Origin of the sequence: Paenibacillus sp. 4624, from assembly GCF_050435065.1 — a bacterium.
In the GTDB taxonomy this organism is placed as follows: Bacteria; Bacillota; Bacilli; order Paenibacillales; family Paenibacillaceae; genus Paenibacillus; species Paenibacillus amylolyticus_D.
The window spans coordinates 139688-156492 of sequence record NZ_JBNDJR010000003.1 but is presented as its reverse complement, the minus strand read 5'-3'; the positions used below and the strand labels follow the sequence as shown (position 1 = coordinate 156492).

General features: G+C 46.0%; 16 protein-coding genes. 8 read left to right on the top strand and 8 right to left on the bottom strand.

What is annotated here, in order from left to right; genetic code table 11:
- Positions 1–19: 19 nt before the first annotated feature.
- Positions 20–1021 (bottom strand): GTP 3',8-cyclase MoaA, encoded by a 1002-nt coding sequence (gene moaA / locus ABIE27_RS08430; RefSeq protein WP_123066115.1) that lies wholly within the window; start codon positions 1019–1021, stop codon positions 20–22.
- Between the two features lie 322 nt (positions 1022–1343).
- Between moaA and ABIE27_RS08425 the strand changes: the two genes are divergently transcribed.
- From ABIE27_RS08425 to ABIE27_RS08405, 5 genes are read left to right on the top strand one after another with little or no spacing between them, the layout of a single operon-like run.
- Positions 1344–1577, top strand: a complete 234-nt coding sequence (locus ABIE27_RS08425) for a DUF2249 domain-containing protein (RefSeq protein ID WP_123066114.1) — start codon at positions 1344–1346, stop codon at positions 1575–1577.
- A 35-nt stretch (positions 1578–1612) separates the two neighbouring features.
- Positions 1613–1972, top strand: a complete 360-nt coding sequence (locus tag ABIE27_RS08420) for a hypothetical protein (protein ID WP_429350314.1) — start codon at positions 1613–1615, stop codon at positions 1970–1972.
- Positions 1965–2618 carry a DUF2249 domain-containing protein gene (locus tag ABIE27_RS08415; protein ID WP_429350313.1) on the top strand — a complete coding sequence of 218 codons (654 nt, stop codon included), beginning with the start codon at positions 1965–1967 and terminating at the stop codon, positions 2616–2618. Before ABIE27_RS08420 ends, ABIE27_RS08415 begins: the two co-directional genes overlap by 8 nt.
- 13 nt (positions 2619–2631) lie before the next feature.
- Positions 2632–3864: a hypothetical protein gene (locus tag ABIE27_RS08410; RefSeq protein WP_123066111.1), complete on the top strand. Its 1233-nt coding sequence runs from the start codon at positions 2632–2634 to the stop codon at positions 3862–3864.
- Positions 3865–3889: 25 nt separating this feature from the next.
- Positions 3890–4189, top strand: a complete 300-nt coding sequence (locus ABIE27_RS08405; protein WP_429350312.1) for a metal-sulfur cluster assembly factor — start codon at positions 3890–3892, stop codon at positions 4187–4189.
- A gap of 224 nt (positions 4190–4413) precedes the next feature.
- On the opposite strand, the gene ABIE27_RS08400 is transcribed toward ABIE27_RS08405, so the two are convergent.
- The 6 genes from ABIE27_RS08400 to ABIE27_RS08375 all read right to left on the bottom strand — a co-directional run bounded on the left by ABIE27_RS08400 (position 4414) and on the right by ABIE27_RS08375 (position 12809).
- Positions 4414–4755: a cupin domain-containing protein gene (locus tag ABIE27_RS08400; protein WP_123066109.1), complete on the bottom strand. Its 342-nt coding sequence runs from the start codon at positions 4753–4755 to the stop codon at positions 4414–4416.
- Positions 4756–4947: 192 nt separating this feature from the next.
- Positions 4948–5946, bottom strand: a complete 999-nt coding sequence (locus tag ABIE27_RS08395) for a sugar kinase (RefSeq protein WP_429350311.1) — start codon at positions 5944–5946, stop codon at positions 4948–4950.
- A 13-nt stretch (positions 5947–5959) separates the two neighbouring features.
- A complete protein-coding gene (locus ABIE27_RS08390) occupies positions 5960–6172 on the bottom strand; it encodes a hypothetical protein (protein ID WP_123066108.1) in 213 nt (70 codons plus the stop codon).
- Positions 6169–7212 (bottom strand): SPFH domain-containing protein, encoded by a 1044-nt coding sequence (locus tag ABIE27_RS08385; protein ID WP_429350310.1) that lies wholly within the window; start codon positions 7210–7212, stop codon positions 6169–6171. Before ABIE27_RS08385 ends, ABIE27_RS08390 begins: the two co-directional genes overlap by 4 nt.
- A gap of 179 nt (positions 7213–7391) precedes the next feature.
- Positions 7392–11765 carry a glycosyl hydrolase 53 family protein gene (locus tag ABIE27_RS08380; RefSeq protein ID WP_429350309.1) on the bottom strand — a complete coding sequence of 1458 codons (4374 nt, stop codon included), beginning with the start codon at positions 11763–11765 and terminating at the stop codon, positions 7392–7394.
- Positions 11766–12089: 324 nt separating this feature from the next.
- Positions 12090–12809, bottom strand: coding sequence for a YceI family protein (locus ABIE27_RS08375; protein WP_123066105.1), 720 nt, complete (start codon positions 12807–12809; stop codon positions 12090–12092).
- A gap of 192 nt (positions 12810–13001) precedes the next feature.
- Here ABIE27_RS08375 and ABIE27_RS08370 point away from each other — a divergent pair, with 192 nt between their 5' ends.
- Both ABIE27_RS08370 and ABIE27_RS08365 read left to right on the top strand, forming a co-directional pair.
- On the top strand, positions 13002–13688 hold the full coding sequence (locus ABIE27_RS08370) for a response regulator transcription factor (RefSeq protein WP_123066104.1): 687 nt from the start codon (positions 13002–13004) through the stop codon (positions 13686–13688).
- Positions 13673–15151: a HAMP domain-containing sensor histidine kinase gene (locus tag ABIE27_RS08365; RefSeq protein WP_429350308.1), complete on the top strand. Its 1479-nt coding sequence runs from the start codon at positions 13673–13675 to the stop codon at positions 15149–15151. The genes ABIE27_RS08370 and ABIE27_RS08365 overlap by 16 nt, the downstream gene beginning before the upstream one ends.
- A gap of 180 nt (positions 15152–15331) precedes the next feature.
- Here the strand turns inward: ABIE27_RS08365 and ABIE27_RS08360 are convergent, their stop codons facing one another.
- Positions 15332–16144, bottom strand: a complete 813-nt coding sequence (locus ABIE27_RS08360) for an AAA family ATPase (protein ID WP_429350307.1) — start codon at positions 16142–16144, stop codon at positions 15332–15334.
- A gap of 366 nt (positions 16145–16510) precedes the next feature.
- On the opposite strand from ABIE27_RS08360, the gene ABIE27_RS08355 reads away from it, so the two are divergent.
- Positions 16511–16663, top strand: a complete 153-nt coding sequence (locus ABIE27_RS08355) for a DUF1540 domain-containing protein (protein ID WP_090917035.1) — start codon at positions 16511–16513, stop codon at positions 16661–16663.
- The last annotated feature ends 142 nt before the right edge of the window (positions 16664–16805 follow it).

Genomic DNA, 16805 nt, shown 5'->3' with positions numbered 1-16805 from the left:
AAAGCACTTGTTGCTTTTCCTATCCTCCAATCTGCGACATATGCCGCAGCGTAGGTGTTCCGTTAATCTGCTGCCCTTTTAAGGCTTTTACCATGTCATGAGTTTCGGGTTTGGAGCCGAGCGCCTTGTAAAACAAATCCCGCACCGCTTTGTCGTTGCCGACGAGCGGGCGAACATTGTACTCATCCGACCAGTACAGACAAGGCTTAATGTTACCGTCGGCCGTTAAGCGGAGCCTGTTACAACTTCCGCAGAAATGACTGCTGACCGGATGGATCAGACCGAATGTTCCAGCGGCTCCAACGATCCGGTAACTATCTGCTGGGCCATTGCCATACACATCACCGCAGCTTTCATAGTTCCATCTGGTACCACAAGTCTTCAGTACATGTTCAAGCGGCAAATAACTCGACTTCCAACCGGTTCCACTATCTCCGATGGGCATATATTCAATAAAACGAATATCGATCGGATCCTCCAGTGTCATACGTAGAAAATCCTCTACCTCATCGTCATTTACACCCTTCATCAGTACAACGTTTAGCTTGATTGGCTTGAATCCAACCTGCTGGCTGGCTTTGATACCCTCCAGCACACGATGTAGCTTACCGCCACGTGTAATACGGGCAAATCGCTCCGGCTTGAGCGAGTCCAGACTAATGTTCACGCGTGTCAGACCGGCAGCCTTCAGCCTCTCGGCATAAGTTTCCAAAAATATGCCATTGGTTGTCAGGGCAATGTCTTCAATCCCTGGAATAGCGGACAACATCGCAACCAGTTGATCCAGCCCCTTGCGAACCAGAGGTTCTCCGCCAGTCAATCGCAGTTTCCGTATGCCTAGCGGAGCAAGTGCCTGGACAATCGATGTAATTTCTTCGTACGACAATATGCGTTCTGTCGGTTCAAACTGCATTCCTTCTTCCGGCATGCAGTACACACACCGCAGATTGCAACGATCCGTAACGGATATACGCAAGTAATCATGCACACGTCCAAACGGGTCTATCAGCTTTGATTCCATACACGTACCTCCTTTCTCTTGGGTGCTTTCTTGACATCGGCTGAAGGAGAACACTCGCTTCCTCACATGTACTGTCAATCATGGGCTTAAGCATAATGATGTCCGGCTCTGCTAACTGTGCAAAATATCACAAGAACTGAAACATAACGCACAGTTGCATAATTACGAAAGTTTCAGAACCCTTTTACAAACAGGATTTTAGATAAAATAAGGCAAGATTATGACAAAAATAAAGGTGTGAGCAGGCTCACACAGCCCTCCTGTCTGCTTTTCTATAATCAAGTTGCAACACCACACTAATCCCAATTTGGAGGAATGAACCATGAACACATATGCTGCAACCATTAATGCCACAGAGTATCCACCTCATTTGAAACATAAAATCATCTTTGAAACGTTCGAAGCTCTTCAGTCTGAGGAAGCGATGTTACTCGTTAACGATCACGATCCAAAACCGCTCCGATTCCAGTTTCAATCGACACATCCTGACGGCTTTGACTGGGAATATATCGAACAGGGTCCTATAACGTTTCAGGTTAAAATCACTAAACGATAGATCGGAGTTGAACGGGAATGGCGCATGTTGAAATCATGAACGAGACTACACTGCGTCTGACGCTGGGACTCGAAGATGCTGTATCCATGATTCGGATCGCTCAGCGTGAGCAGACAACCTATGCGCAGGAAATCATAACGATTTACGAGAAAATGCCCGTGTTCGAATTCACTCATTTCTGCTTTTATGCCTATGACAGCGCAAGACTGTTTGAGCGTGTGCTGGAGATGGACCCCAAAACCTATCTCTCTTTCTCCCTTGACGCACCCGACGCCTTTTTCTATGCACTGTACGGAGGCATGGCCGCTTTATATGAATCTTCGATCGAGCTGGTTCAGCAGACAAATGCAGCTACGGCAGTTAGCACCGAAACGGATGTGAACGTTCATGCCTGAAACCGAAGTTAATATTGTTGAGCTGGACGTACGCCCTCATCTGAGCAAAAAACTGGAGCCCTTTCAGCTCATTATGGATACCGTTAAAGAACTGAGACACGAAGACGTATTGGTTCTGCACGCGCCGTTCAAGCCGACGCCACTACTTGGCATTCTGAAAATGAAAGGATACTCCAGTACATCGGAACGACTTGAATCCAATCATTGGGTGACCACATTTGTGCATAAAAAAAATAAAACCGCTGCAGGGCAGATTTCCGCGGCGGTTCAATCCAACACTTCAACCAATCAAAGTTTAGCTTCATCATTGATCGAGGACTCGGGTTTAGAAGATGCCGTATCTTCCTGTGAAGGGCAACCTCCAGCGATAGCCGAAACTTCGAAATCCGAGGTTTTATCAGATGAGGCCACAACGCAGGAACTGAAAGAGCCAACCATTGCACTGGATAATCGCGGACTGGAACCGCCCCAGCCGATGATGCGCACATTAGCTGCACTCGAACGCTGCAAACCGGGAGAAGTTGTTCTCATTCATAATGACCGCGTGCCCGTATTTTTGATCGAGGAATTGAATCAACTCGGTTGTCTCTACACCGTTGAGGATCAGGCGGATGGTACAGCCAAAGTCAGAATTGAAAAAGGGTAAGGGGGCGGAAGCCATGTCCAGGTTGCCGTTTCTTTTTATCATCACGGGCATCGTTGGATTTGTAATGTATCACGCCTTCTCCTTGCTCTCATTGACAGGCTGGCTAGGTGATGAATTAAGGGGACCCGAAGGCTGGTTTCATGCGCATTTGTTTGTGCTCGGGTGGGCCACCATGCTGGCGACGGGTGCTGTCTATCAGTTGATACATGTCATTTTGCAAACGAATATATATAGTACAGGGCTTGGTTACTGCCACTATTTCTTATTCACCATCGGTGCTATAGGCATGTTCATTGGCTTTATTCGCGCAGATGTGATCTGGATTGCTGGTTCAGCAACGCTTGCACTATCCGGCATCTTGTTATTCGGTTTGAACATGGCGATCACCCTCTACCGTGCTTCCATTTGGAATCCCGTAACGATCAGTGCAGCATGTGCCTGTCTGTACCTTGTGCTTACCGGATTATCCGGCATGCTGATGGGACTGAATTTTGCCTTTGGCGACTGGAATGGTCTGCATCAACGATTGTTTGGCGCACATATCTGGATGGGAACCCTCGGATGGTTTGGTATGTTAATCACTGGATTCAGCTACAAAATGCTGCCGATGTTTTACTTGTCCCATGATTTCTCCATCCGACTTCAAAAAATCGTATTAATCCTGTGGAATGCCGCTGTTATTACGGGAGTAATCGCATTTCTTACAGGTATAAAGGGCGGCCTACTCTGGTTTGCGCTTTTGCTTTTGACAGGAGCATTGATCTGTTACGTGTACCATTTGCAGCAAATTCAGGAGAAACGGCATAAAAGCAACCCTGGACCCGGAATCCGCTGGACGGTTTACGTAAGCCGCGCTTTGGCGGTATATTCCATGGCTCTCTTAATCTATAGCGCGCAAGGAATGGAACTGCTGCTCGATTCACGTGTTGTGCTTCTGACGGGCTGGGTATACCTTGGAGGCTGGGTATCTCTAACGATCCTCGGTTATGCTTCCAAAATTGTGCCTTTTCTATGGTGGACCCACAAATACGGCAAGTTTGCCGGACGTCCTGGCACTCCGCTCATGGCCGGCATGTTAAGTGAAAAAAGGATCAACCTTGGAATACTTGCGATGGCCGCAGCCAGCCTGCTGTTAGTCAGCGGTATTCTGATCAATCTGGCGGAAGTGATGATGATTGGCGGAACATTACTGTCTATGATCTCGATTGTGTATATTTCAAATATCGCCTTGGTATTCCGACGTTAACAAGATGGATTGGAGCGTGGAAAAGATGGAACAAACCTCACATATACTCGAGCATTTAAAAGAAGTCTATGACCCCGAGCTTGGTGTCAACATCGTTGACCTCGGCCTAGTATATGAAGTTAAGGAAGAACCTGAACGCATCCAAGTGCGTATGACACTTACTACGCCAGGCTGTCCGTTGCATGACACCATCGTTGGTGCGGTGAAATGGGTTTTACAAGAAAATACAGACAAGACCGATATTGACGTACAGATCGTATGGGAACCGCAATGGTCTCCGCAACTGATGTCCAGAGAAGCCAAAGAAATGCTCGGATACTTTTAAAAAGTGCTGATCACCAAGAATGTTGGTCGAAGCATTGACGTCCAAACAACGCAATCTAATGGACAACAAAAACAACATAAACAATATCATCACCGATACTAAAAGACGTACTCAAGTGCTGAATCGATCAGGCCAAGGGTACGTTTTTATGTTTGTTTCCAGCATAGAAAAAGAGACTCCTGACGGAGTCTGCAATTACTGATCATCTATCTTACTACAATATATTAGATATCCTTGGCATAAGATGCTTCCGGCACTTTACTCAGTACTACGAACAACCGAACCTCCGCATCGCTAGTGTTATGGAACGCGAATTCAGTCTCTCCTCCGCAAGACACCACGTCTTCTGCCTGAATTTCATGCTCTGTTCCGTCCAGAATCAGTGTGCCTTTACCTTCTACGACGAGAAGCGTGAGGTCTGCACCCGGATGCTTGTGAACGGGAAGCTGTTGCCCTGGTAGAAAATGAAGCACGAAGGTGACACCGCCTCCTTGTTGAGATAACACCCGTTTCGTGAAACGTTCCGTACTGTACGCTTTAACTTCTTGTAATGACGTGATACTCATGATCATCATCCTCCTGTATTGGTTCTGGTTATGTATTCATCTTAACGCAAAAAAACCAGCACCTCCTTGATTCAAATCAAGAAAATGCAGGTTTGATTTAGGATTTATATTATAAAATATCACTGGTTTTATATATCAGTAAATACAAACATCAATATAATATATATGGATACTATATTAGAAGAAACTCGATTAAATCACCAACCGACCTCTCTTCTCCGCCAGACCAATCGTCGCATGCACACCCGAGTTAAATTCCAGAAAATCCTGTTCCACCCCGTCACTGAAAATAACTCCATCCTCAGGCATCTGTGAAACAATGTGCAGCGGTTGCTTCCCATGTATCTGTCCAAAAACAAGATCGGCAGCTGTTGTTCGGCTCGGAAACGGTTCACGTACTGTAAAATACAGATAAGGAGCATCCCACGTGAATTCATTCTTGTTCGATCCTCTTTCAGATGTCGTTCCTGTTATGTCAACCGATGCTTCTTCACTGGTCAGATGTTTCCCATCCCCCATGCTCATTTGCTGCCAAGCCGCTGAATGGACAATACCTGAAGCACCAGCCAGCACACTCTTGAACCATCCGGTTGACCCCATACCTGTAGATACAATAATGCCACTGGACGATTGCTGTTCTACCTTGGCTCCCAATCGCACTTCATAACGGGCAGACACATGTGTCTTCCGACCAATAAACAGATCATTGACACCGTAAAGCATCTGCCCGTCATTTAGCTCAACTTTGGCAAGGGTGACTTCCTTAAGCGAGCGCTGTCTACGAATCACGTCTGGAACAATAAAGCCTAGATCCTCTACTGTAAAAGGTAACAGCACCCCGTCCCACCGCATCGGATCTGGATTCACACCAATGAGCGGCTGCTCGGTAACGTATTTCAACGTATTGGCAACGAGTCCATCCTGTCCGACTACAACCACAATATCTTGCTCTCCAAATATAAAATTGGGCACATGCTCTCGGTCAATCATCTGAACACGTCCAAGTTGACTCAATTGTTGCTGAGCAAGCTGTATCGATTGCTTGTAACGCCGGTCTTCTTCGATGTAATCGCTAAAATCAGCACCCAGACGTTCAATATAAAACTGAGCCTGCTGTACCGTGTTGTAACGTACAATTAATTCCTCAAGTCGGGTTCTGCGCTTGACCAAAATTAATTTATGCTCACTCATGGGTTCATTTATCTTAACCATCTGTGATTCCGCCTCCCGATCTCCCTTTAATTTGAGGACAACCGTTGTTGATTTTTTTTGTTTTTTGACTTGTCTCACTTGTATGACTTGCCCGACTCACCAGATTGGCTTGATTATCTGACACGTTCGGACTGACTCGACTGGATCGTATAAATCGTGTTCTGGAAGCGGTTAGATTGGTTTGTTTCCCCCATCCAACAATCATCGTGCTGCCCCTCCCTTACCTCTTCCTTCTGTTGGTGCCATCAGACCCTGCAGCAGATCTGGGGAAATGTTAAGTTGCCCGATCTTGCCAGCATTCTCGGCCAGTTCCTGGAACGCAAGTGCAATCAGTTTATCCGAATTCATGCCCATATTGGCCATGGCCTGTAAAACATTCGGCTGTACATGCTGAAGCGAATTCATGACTGCTGCAATCTCATACGCTTTGGCATCTGCTTCGGCATTCTGGTTCGCAATGGTAAGTTCGATCAACTGCTGCTTCCGTTCCTCCATCGCGGTATTAAACTGAAGCTGCTCCTGTTCCATCTCGTTCTGTTTCTGTTTTACCGACCGTTCGGCCTGTAATTGGGTTTCCCGAATCTGCTGCCTCTTCGTTTCCACCGCAATCTCGGTATTCAGTTCATTTTCCTTCACACGCCGTTCCTGTTCAATCGAAGCATTGCGCCGTACATATAAAGCCTCATCTGCCTGCCTTAAAATTTCTTCTCTCGCCTGTGCCTCCAACGCACGCATCGTTTCCTTGTTAGGCAATATCGCTAGAATGGATAGATTCATCAGCTCTACGCCCAGCTTTTCCAACTCTTCATGCTGTGCGACCTCTCGTTTCATGCTGCTGGCAAGCCGTTCGCTGGATTGAATCGCTTCTTTTAACGGCAACTGCTCCAAGTATTTCTTCGTGAGCACTTTTGCAATAGTGATTACCCGCTGATCCAGCTTGTGAGGATCGTCAGACATATATTGATTTTTGCGCAAATTGTACGTGTAATTCAGGCTCTTTGTAATTCTGCTATAATCCATAATGCGATAGCTAAGCTGTCCCTGTACGGTAACCGTTTGATAATCCGCTGTAATCTCTTCAAACATAAAGGGCACATCCACCGAAGAAACAGGCAATACAACAACCGAAGTCGTTGGCTCGTAATAATAAAAGGATAAACCCACACCTTCACGCTGTACCTTACCGTTCTTCACTTTCATTACATATTCACTCGGTTGAAATTTTACAAATCGGAATCCAAACATGGCTCATTCCTCACTTCTTATTAATGTCGTTTTGATATTATCGAAATGATAACAAACGATTTTGATATTGTCAATACGACAGTAACAAATTTTACACGAAAAAAAGAGACCGAATCATGGATTCGACCTCTTTCTTGTCTACATATCATTTACGTTTTAATTAAGTCAAGTTACCGTTTTTAATACAGCAGTTCCAGTAATCTCGCTACTGCAACGGCACCTTGCGCACGATTAGCGGTTTGTTTGGGAGCAAACGTGCTATCAGGCAAGCCTTTTAGTACACCAAGTTGTACCATGGATGTCACGGCGTCTTTCGCATACTCATTAATGTCTGCTTGATCTCTGAACTTCATCTGATCAGCGTTTATCGTAGCGGAGTTGTTGTTACGTTTTGCCGCTTCCATCGCTCGATCCAGCATAACAGCCATATCTTCCCGGGAAATACGATCATTCGCACCGAATGTTCCGTCCGCTCTACCCTGAACAATGTTCATCGCAAGACCTGCATGAATCGCATCCGTATACCATTGGTCTGACTTGACGTCTGTTGGTAGTGGCTTAGCTGAAGAATCTGTTTGATTCGTTTTTCCAATCCCTTTAACGAGCATCTGTAAAAATTGGGCACGGGTGAGTTCACCCTGCGGTTCAAAACGTGTGTCACTCATCCCTGCAATGATGCCTTTGCCATAGAGATGTTGAACCTCTTGAATTGCCCAAGCATGCTGCTGCAAGTCGGTTAACGGCACTTCAACATTGGTTATAACGTAACTTCCAGGCTTAGACGGCTTGAATGCCATCGTAGCTGTGGTCTGCTCATACTTCGTATACGTCACCGGATGGAGTTCACCGTCTGTTGAGATGGAGTTGACGACCATAACCGTATGACCTGCTTTGACAGGTTGCACAGCGGCCAAAAGTACTTCTACCGTTTTGTCAGCCCACTCGATTGACTTATTATTGAGCAACATCTGCACATCAACTACAGGATGATTGCCGATATTATCTCGCTGGGCAGCAGTCACTTGCGCTGCGGAGCCTTGTGCAATGACGACATCAAACGTGCCTGCAGTCTCCGCAATCGTGAGCGGCAGGGATTGTAGCAGGATACGGACTGTCGTTTTGCCTGTAACCACCTCAATGGATTGCACTTCCTCCGAACGAGCCCATGAAGAGAGCTGACCTGCTGGCACTTGGAACGTCACTGCTTTGGAACTGCCAGGGACATCGCCGACAAGCTTCAACGTACGTTTGCCGGAATCCATCGATTTCAATGCCTGAGCAAGCTCAGCTGTACTTGGGCGCACTACATATGTGCCATCTCCAGTTGCTGTTCCTTTTACAGTAATAGAACCGCTCGCAGTTTCGCTACCAGGTGTTGGTTGAGGTGTAGCTACCGGATTGTTCGTATTTGTTGAAGATGCTGATGACCCGGAGGGATTACTTGGCTGAGATGGTTGCTCGGTGCCCGGACTGGTCGTCTGACGTACCAGTTGCGCAATGGCTTCCTTCAGAAGTTGATCCGCACGGGTGAGTTCTTCTTCTGTAGCTTCCGCATCCAGAACCGACTGCTGCGCTTGCCCCAACACTTTACTGAACACACTCCAGCTTGAGGCCGTGTAATCGGTTTGTTTCAATGCTTCCGCAGATGTAACGGTTGATTTCAATACGGTCCTGTCACCCGGAATTGTGCCATATGCCTCAAATTCCATGAATCCAACCCATGTCGGGCCAGCTGTAATGGTTACACGAATATAGCGCCCCTCTGTTCCCTCGGGGAGAACATGACTTGGGGAAGTGGATACTACAACATCACTTGTCGTATCAACGACCGTCTTGAAATGCTCATTATCATCGGAGACATCTATTTTGTATTTGATACCACCGCTCCACATCGACATTTCAATTTTCCGGAGATTGGCAACCTGTCCCAAGTCCACCTTCCACCAAGTGTTGTCACCCGGACCCTGATCCGTTCCCCATGACGTATTTGGATTATCATCAATTGCTCCTGACGGCGCATTGTCTTTACCGCCACCATTTCCAGCACTACCGTATGCACTAGCGGTTTTCCCCGTGGTCAAGGCTTCTAGTTTGACCAGATTTGTAAAGGCTTGTTTTAATGTATCCAGTGTTGCATTTACCTGAGATTGCATAGCATCTGCTTTGTCTCTGACCTGAATAGCAACTTGTAAAGCTTGCTGTAGAACTGTCCAGCTGCGGTGTGTATATGAAGACTCATTTTCCAGCTGCATGAGCTGAATGTATTGGTGCAGTTCTGTTTTATCCACGTCAGACAAGCCCTTAATGGCTGCTTCAAGACGCTCTACCGCTTTATTTGCATCAGTCTGAGTAGCCCGTGAGTTAGCTACAACGGATTTTGCATGTTCCAGTGCTTTACTGAATACGCTCCATGTTGCAGCCGACCAGTTATTCCGTTGAATCTTCTCTGCTTCTGCAATTGCCGCTTGAAGTGGTTCCAGTTCTGGTGTAATCACGCCGAGCTGTAACATTACATTTTCCAAAGATGCTGTTGCAGCATTGGTTTCCTCTTGACTCACACCACCTGACGTATACGCTTTGGCGTATACCCCTTTAGCTTCAACAATTGCAGGAGCCAGACTGCCCCAGCTTTCTGGTGTAAAATCACTTTCTACAAGCGAGTTTGCTCGTGTCAGTGCTGCTGCGAGCTGCTGCCGATCTGTCGGCATCTGTTCCAGTCCTCTTTTGTATACATCGAGAGACCATAGCGCTCTTCCTTCATAAGAATGTCCACCATTCGCTGGATACTCATCGTAATCAAACATGCCCTGGTTCTCCCACGCATCGCCTTCGGATGCAATCCAGCCTACACCTGCCGGAATCCATGCCGGCTCCCAGTAGAAGAAACCTGCGCCACGGTTATTCGGTACATTGGAAATCATATCCATGATGCCCGCGATTGCATCGTATTGACCTTGCACTGTTGCCGGGAACGTTGCTCCTCCATGAATAAGCGCTTGATCCGAACCGATAATATTTCCATGCGCGTCCCCGTTTTTATAAGTAAATGGATAGGATGTTTCAGCTATAATGACATCTTTCCCAAAGGCTGCTGAAACGTCGTTCATCGTTTTCTGCACATCGGCAAACGTACCGTGCCAGAACGGATAATACGATAGTCCAATGATGTCATAATCGGAGCCCAGTCCTTGTTTTTTCAACTCATCAAAATACCATTTGAATGTCTCTGCCTTGCCACCTTCAGCCAGGTGAATCATGATCTTCGCCCGATCAGCTGTATTAACGTTTCCTTCAACTGTGCGAACCCCATTAATTCCCTGCTTCAGCAAAGCTGCATTTTCCTCAAAATTCACATCGCTGCTTAATCCATTGAGAAGACCACTGTTGATCTCGTTACCAATCTGCACCATATCCGGCATGGCTCCTGCTTTCTTCAGATCCCCAACGACTTCAACCGTATAATCATACACCGCTTGCTTAAGGTCTTTGAAACTTAACTTTTCCCACGCTTTCGGTCTGAGCTGTTGACCCGGGTGTGCCCACTCATCGGAGTAATGGAAATCCAGCAGTACCTTTAACCCTTTTTGCTTCGCGCGTACTGCCATGGTGATGACGTCAGCCTTATCATTAAAACCGCCTGATTTTTGTGGATCATTCCACAAACGCAGACGTACATAATTGACACCTCGATCCTTGAGGATATCAAGCAAGTCCCGCTCGGTACCGTTGCTATCCAGGTATTTTCCACCTTTATCCTCGATAGCCGTGAGTGTGGAAATATCGACACCCCTCACATAATCGGAACGATAACCTTGTACAAAAACTGTTGCTTCAGGTTTAAGATTCGTACCATATACGGCACCCGTTACAGAGAATGAACCTGTTTTTTCATATTTCGCTGGATCAACGCTGTCCCAGGTTACGGGAACCAGACCCGACTTTTTATTTGTATAGTTGGCCTTAACTTCCGCAGGCAAAATCGGCGCACTTCGTGGAAGCGTACTTACTTGAACGGAATCAAAATCGGTAATATTAGCTGGTTCCATGCCCTCCGATTCTCCCCACACTTTGAACTCCAATATTTGTGGCCACGCTCCACCCTCTTTATAAAAAGATATGTTGAGCTTAATGTATCGTACATCATGTTGTTGAAATGTCAGATCAGCAATCTGTTTCGCATCTGCATTATCACTTTGATCCGTAACGGTAGACCACTGTTGCTGGTCAGCTGACGTTTCAACCGTATACTTAACTACCGTACTGTCTCTCCATGTGATTTCCGCTCCGGACAGGTTGTACGTTTCACCCAGATCAATGATGACCCACTCCGGTTTTTCAGAAGTTACTCCCGTTTCTGTACTCCAATGGGTGTTCGCATCACCATCTACCAGATGCGTTTTATCGCCTCCCCATCTTTTTTCATCCGAACTCACCGTTACCGTTTTGTTCAGCGCGACATTATTTTTTGCCGCATCTGCGGGCCTGGCGATCAGACCCAGATCACAGAATAACAACAACAAAACAAGACAGCCGCTTATGTACCTTTTGTTCACCCTTGATCTCCCCTTCTCGTATTTATTTGTGCTTGGATCAATGAATGTCATGAATCCTCCCCATTGTAAGCGCTTCACGATCCTTAGCAACACGGCATTATGCAAAGGAAACAGCAGTTATTTTAACAATGTCGACTTTTCTAACCATGATCTAGCCTAGCGTAATCCTTATTTTCCAGCCTCAGGGAGAAGAGCAGGTGTATTCTTTTTTCCAACAAAAAATATTAAAAGCAAAAAATCTGTTTGCCCGCCTGGAGGCAGAACACAACAGATTTATAGCTTGTTATATTTAAATCGTTTAATAGAATCGTATAGATCTATCTATTATTTTGCCAGCTTCAGCTCAAGACGAACCTGGATATCATTTTCAGTGGAAAGTACAACCGAGTGTGGATTTTTCATGCCAAAATCTTCGAATGTAACCATCGTTGTGCCAGACAGCAGCACTTGATTATTTTGATAAGCCGCTTTGGCGTCAAACGTGACTTCTTTTTCAATCCCTTTTACGGTCAGTGTACCTTTCATTTTCAGATCAGCTGTCTGACCTTCTGTCCATTCGGAAGGCAAGCCTTCAAATGAAGTGGCTTTGAATGTTGCTTGCGGATATTGAGCCATGTCGAAGAAGTCTGCACTCTTCACATGCTCGTCCCGCTGGCCATTACCGGAATCAATGCCGTTCATCTCGATGGTACCTTCAGCCTGCGATTTAGCGGGGTCATCCACATTAAGTGTCCATTTACCGCTAACCTGCTCGTCCACAAAATTCACGGTCTCCTGTGAGGTCGTCACTGAAAAGTATACTTTCGATCCCTGACTGATCTTCCAGTCGCCGTTCAACTGGTCTGCTCCAACCTTTTTGTTCTCCACTGTTGTTGCCTTACCGGTATCTGCAGCTGTAGTCGATGCAGCCGTGCTTGCCGGAAGTACCTGTTCAATCTCAACGTTGTTTCCCAAGTAACTATTTGCAAAGTAATAACCGCCCCCACCAATGATGGCTACTGCCGCTACCCCTGTAATAATCCATGTTTTGGCCTTTTTACTCATCTCTATTATTCCTCCAGTATAGTATGGTTTCGTTACCTCTTGATATGGATCGTAACAGCCCAATGTGTCAGGAAGAAGTCAAACTAAAATTCTTTTTCAGTTTTTTTCAAAATGTGAAAACAGGATTGGCTTTATGCCCCGCCTCATGTAAAATCAGTACACAAGCTTGTCTGTGAAAGGAGAACACCCTGTTTGAAATCTGTACTCATCGTAGAGGATGAGCAAGCAATCGCACGCGTTCTAGCTGCTTATCTGAGAAAAGCTGAATTTGAAGTTCATCATGCAGCGGATGGCAAGGCGGCTCTAACTCTTTTTGATTCTATCAATCCTTCTATCGTATTACTTGACGTTATGCTACCCGGAATGGATGGATGGGATCTGCTGCGAATTATTCGGGAAAAGAGTGCTTGTCCCGTCATTATGTTAACTGCACTGGACGATATTACAGATCGTCTTAACGGTCTGAATGCCGGTGCTGATGATTATATGAGCAAGCCGTTTGTACCTGAAGAAGTGGTTGCACGCGTGAATGCTGTACTTCGGCGGAACCCACACTGGGCTTCCGGAGGGCAGGACAAACGTTCTTTTGGCAATCTGGTCATTGACCTTGCAGCTAAACAAGTGCTACTGAATGGTGCAGAGGTTGCACTCACACCGCGTGACCTGTCACTGCTTATTTTTCTATCCGAATATCCCAACCGCACATTCACCAGAGATCATCTCATCGAACAAGTGTGGGGTATGGATTACGAGGGAAGTGATCGTGCAGTAGATCTATCCATCAAACGATTGCGTCAGGCACTCTCTCACTGGACAACAGAAACAGGAGAGATCCGGACACTGCGAGGAATGGGGTATCAATTTTGGATCGCCAACTGACATCAACCAAACCGAAGCGAACAACATCCATTTTGTCACACTGGACCCTACGTTACTTCTTGATTTTATGTATCGGCTTCTCCGTGATTGCAGCCGGTGCACTCTACTGGATACGAACAACATCCATTGAAAAAAGTCTAAAAACCGCTGAGCTGCTTGGTTGGGAGATAGCTGATCGAGTAACCGTGAAGAATCACCAAATTCATGTTCCGCCTGATTTGAATACCATTGTAAGCAGCCGGGAGAAGCTGTTTAATACCGATAACTATTTTTGCGTCATGGTGCTCGACAATAACAACAAACTGGTTTTCTCCCAGCCCAAAATGCAACAAGAGGATGTTTATTACCGACTGTCCGATGACTTTCTTGAACCGCGTAACAGCAAGTATGCTGGTGTGACGGTAGATATTGCTGACGGAAATCAAACGATTGGAAAAGTATGGGTCATGCAGTCCAAACAATCCATCACGTTCAGTCCTGAAACGATCTGGCTCGTCGCATTAATTTTTGGAGGACTTATTCTCTGCGGCTGGTTCACGATTTATCTCCTGTCCAGCAAACTATCGAGACCGATTCGGCAGGTGGCTTATGCAGCAGAACAGATCCGCGGTGGGAATTATGATGTAAACCTGGATATTAAAACACGTGAACGGGAAATGAACGAACTTGTAGGCTCCTTTGGGGATATGGCAACCCGTCTGCGTCAACTGGAAGAATGGCGTGCACTTTCTCTTGCAGGAGTAAGTCATGAGCTCAAAACGCCAGTCACATCGATCAAAGGACTGGTCATGGCTGTACGAGACGATGTTGTCAGTCCGCAGGAAGGCAAAGAATTTCTGGATATCGCTCTGAAAGAATCAGAACGCATGGAACGGATGATTGCGGATCTGCTGGATTATAATGCCATGACCTCTGGAAGTGTTGCTGTTCGGAAGGAACGTACCGACTTGAAGCTACTTGTAGGTGAGATCATTTACCAATGGAAAATTGCCTATGAAGAACATATGCCAGAGGTTCAGCTTCATGCACCGTCTGGTTCACTATACGTGATGGGTGATGCGCTCCGTATTCAGCAGATTATTGTGAATTTGCTGAATAATGGACTTCATGCCACCCCTGCTGGCCAACAAGCCATATTCCACATGCATTTACGCGCAGAGGAAGACATGTTACATGTTGATGTGCAGGACAACGGCACGGGAATTTCGGTAGAGGATCAACGTAACATATTCGAACGATTCTATCGGGGAGAGTTGAAAAAACGCCGCAATCGAGGCTTGGGTCTCGGCTTAACGTATAGTCGTCTTCTTGCACAGGAACAGGGTGGCACTTTAACCCTCGTTTCCAGCAGTCCAGATGGGAGTACGTTTAGATTAAGCTTGCCACGCTGGGTTTCTCAGCAGGAAGTGTCTACTCCAGAGAAAACATATCGTTCACCTGTCAAAGCGAAATCAGCATTGTAATTAAAAGGCCCGGCATTCCTTACAAGAAGGAAGCCGGGCGTGCTCTATTTGTTGAGTTAAACGGTGGGGTTATAAAAGGGTTGTACGGGATTCTCAGAAATACTCCCTTCCTTGTCTCCCCTCTCTTACTCACCTCGTTGCCTCCCTAACTTCACCTAAATTTACATCCCTTTACGTCTTCTATCCTTGCAGCACTCGGGGTCTGTACTCCTCGTACGCATCAGTGATCAACTGTCTGTGCAAAGCACTGCTCCCAATAATAGCTTTACGCTTCGCTTTTAACACAATCTGCTCCACATCGGCATAGCTGCAGCCAGCCAGACGTTCACAGATATAATCCTCCAGCCTGTGCTCGTGTTCAAACGTTCCAATCAGTTTGCTAATGTACAGTCTGCGGCTATCTTCATCTGGCATCGCGTACGTCAGTTTGGTATCGAATCGGCGCCATATCGCATGATCAAGCTGTGTCTCCAGATTCGTGGCAGCAACCAGAATGCTGTCCCCTTCGAATTCATCCAAACATTGCAAAAGTGTATTAACCACCCTTGCCATTTCTTTTACCTCGTCGTTACTTTCCCGTGTCCGGCCAATGGCATCAAATTCATCAAGAAACAATACGCAAGGATTAAGGCGAGCATATTCAAACAACTTGCGTACATTACTGCCCGTTTCTCCCAAGTGGCTGTGAATAAGTGCATCCAGCCTGACCAGTACAAGTGGCAACTCCAATCTCTGAGCCAGATATGACGCAGTTAACGTTTTCCCTGTGCCGGGAGGGCCAAACATAACCATTTTATTAGGGATGGGTACATCATGTTCCCTGAACTTTTCCTTCATGCCCAGGATCGTAATGAACTCTCCGACAATGCGTTCATTTTCAGCCGAGAAGACAATATGTTGTGCTTTTCGTTTACATTCCTTCGGCGTGTAAAATGCCGCCATATCGATTCCTTTTGCACGAGGGATTCGGTTTGCATGATTCATTTTACTCATGTGTATATGTACTCCTTCAAGAAAAGATAGTCATTCGTATCCATATTTGTTGTTACGGATTTTGTTGTTGCTGATTTTTCGTTTCTTTTCTTTTAATCGTAATATTTACTATTAAACAATATCATACATATGCCACTTTGCAAAGGTCAAACTCCTGATCTGCAACCGAATGTCTCCTGAGCCGCCATTCGGTTGCATGGGAAAGCAAAATTTGCTATTCTGAAAGTGCATCGTTGTGTATAACACAAATAAGCCCTCCAAATTCATGAGAGCGTGAAAATTGTTCCAGATTCTCAAGCGGCAACTTGCGAATCCGGATCTTTATACCAACGAATGTAAATCCAACTAAAAGTGAGGTTAACAATCATGGCAAAAGACGTATTGTGTGAAGTAAACTCCTGTCGTCACTGGGCTCAAGAAAACAAATGTAATGCTTCTTCCATCTACATCGTGAGCCACGCTTCCAAAGAAGCAAGCGAGTCTGCTGAAACAGACTGTAAAACGTTTGAAGTTAAATAAAAGAATCTGCTTTATTCCAAGGAGCCCCACTCGGGTTCCTTTTTCTTTGTTTATTGTAGCAAGAATGATAATTATTATCAAGCCCTAGTTGCTAATTTTTCACCCATGGTCCGTAGCACATCAGACAACAACTTCACGTAGT

Excerpts from the sequence above, each read along its gene's own strand:
- moaA (WP_123066115.1), bottom strand. The coding sequence starts at position 1,021 with ATGGAATCAAAGCTGATAGACCCGTTTGGACGTGTGCATGATTACTTG.
- ABIE27_RS08425 (WP_123066114.1), top strand. The coding sequence starts at position 1,344 with ATGAACACATATGCTGCAACCATTAATGCCACAGAGTATCCACCTCAT.
- ABIE27_RS08420 (WP_429350314.1), top strand. The coding sequence starts at position 1,613 with ATGAACGAGACTACACTGCGTCTGACGCTGGGACTCGAAGATGCTGTA.
- ABIE27_RS08415 (WP_429350313.1), top strand. The coding sequence starts at position 1,965 with ATGCCTGAAACCGAAGTTAATATTGTTGAGCTGGACGTACGCCCTCAT.
- ABIE27_RS08410 (WP_123066111.1), top strand. The coding sequence starts at position 2,632 with ATGTCCAGGTTGCCGTTTCTTTTTATCATCACGGGCATCGTTGGATTT.
- ABIE27_RS08405 (WP_429350312.1), top strand. The coding sequence starts at position 3,890 with ATGGAACAAACCTCACATATACTCGAGCATTTAAAAGAAGTCTATGAC.
- ABIE27_RS08400 (WP_123066109.1), bottom strand. The coding sequence starts at position 4,755 with ATGAGTATCACGTCATTACAAGAAGTTAAAGCGTACAGTACGGAACGT.
- ABIE27_RS08395 (WP_429350311.1), bottom strand. The coding sequence starts at position 5,946 with ATGAGTGAGCATAAATTAATTTTGGTCAAGCGCAGAACCCGACTTGAG.
- ABIE27_RS08390 (WP_123066108.1), bottom strand. The coding sequence starts at position 6,172 with ATGATTGTTGGATGGGGGAAACAAACCAATCTAACCGCTTCCAGAACA.
- ABIE27_RS08385 (WP_429350310.1), bottom strand. The coding sequence starts at position 7,212 with ATGTTTGGATTCCGATTTGTAAAATTTCAACCGAGTGAATATGTAATG.
- ABIE27_RS08375 (WP_123066105.1), bottom strand. The coding sequence starts at position 12,809 with ATGAGTAAAAAGGCCAAAACATGGATTATTACAGGGGTAGCGGCAGTA.
- ABIE27_RS08360 (WP_429350307.1), bottom strand. The coding sequence starts at position 16,144 with ATGAGTAAAATGAATCATGCAAACCGAATCCCTCGTGCAAAAGGAATC.
- ABIE27_RS08355 (WP_090917035.1), top strand. The coding sequence starts at position 16,511 with ATGGCAAAAGACGTATTGTGTGAAGTAAACTCCTGTCGTCACTGGGCT.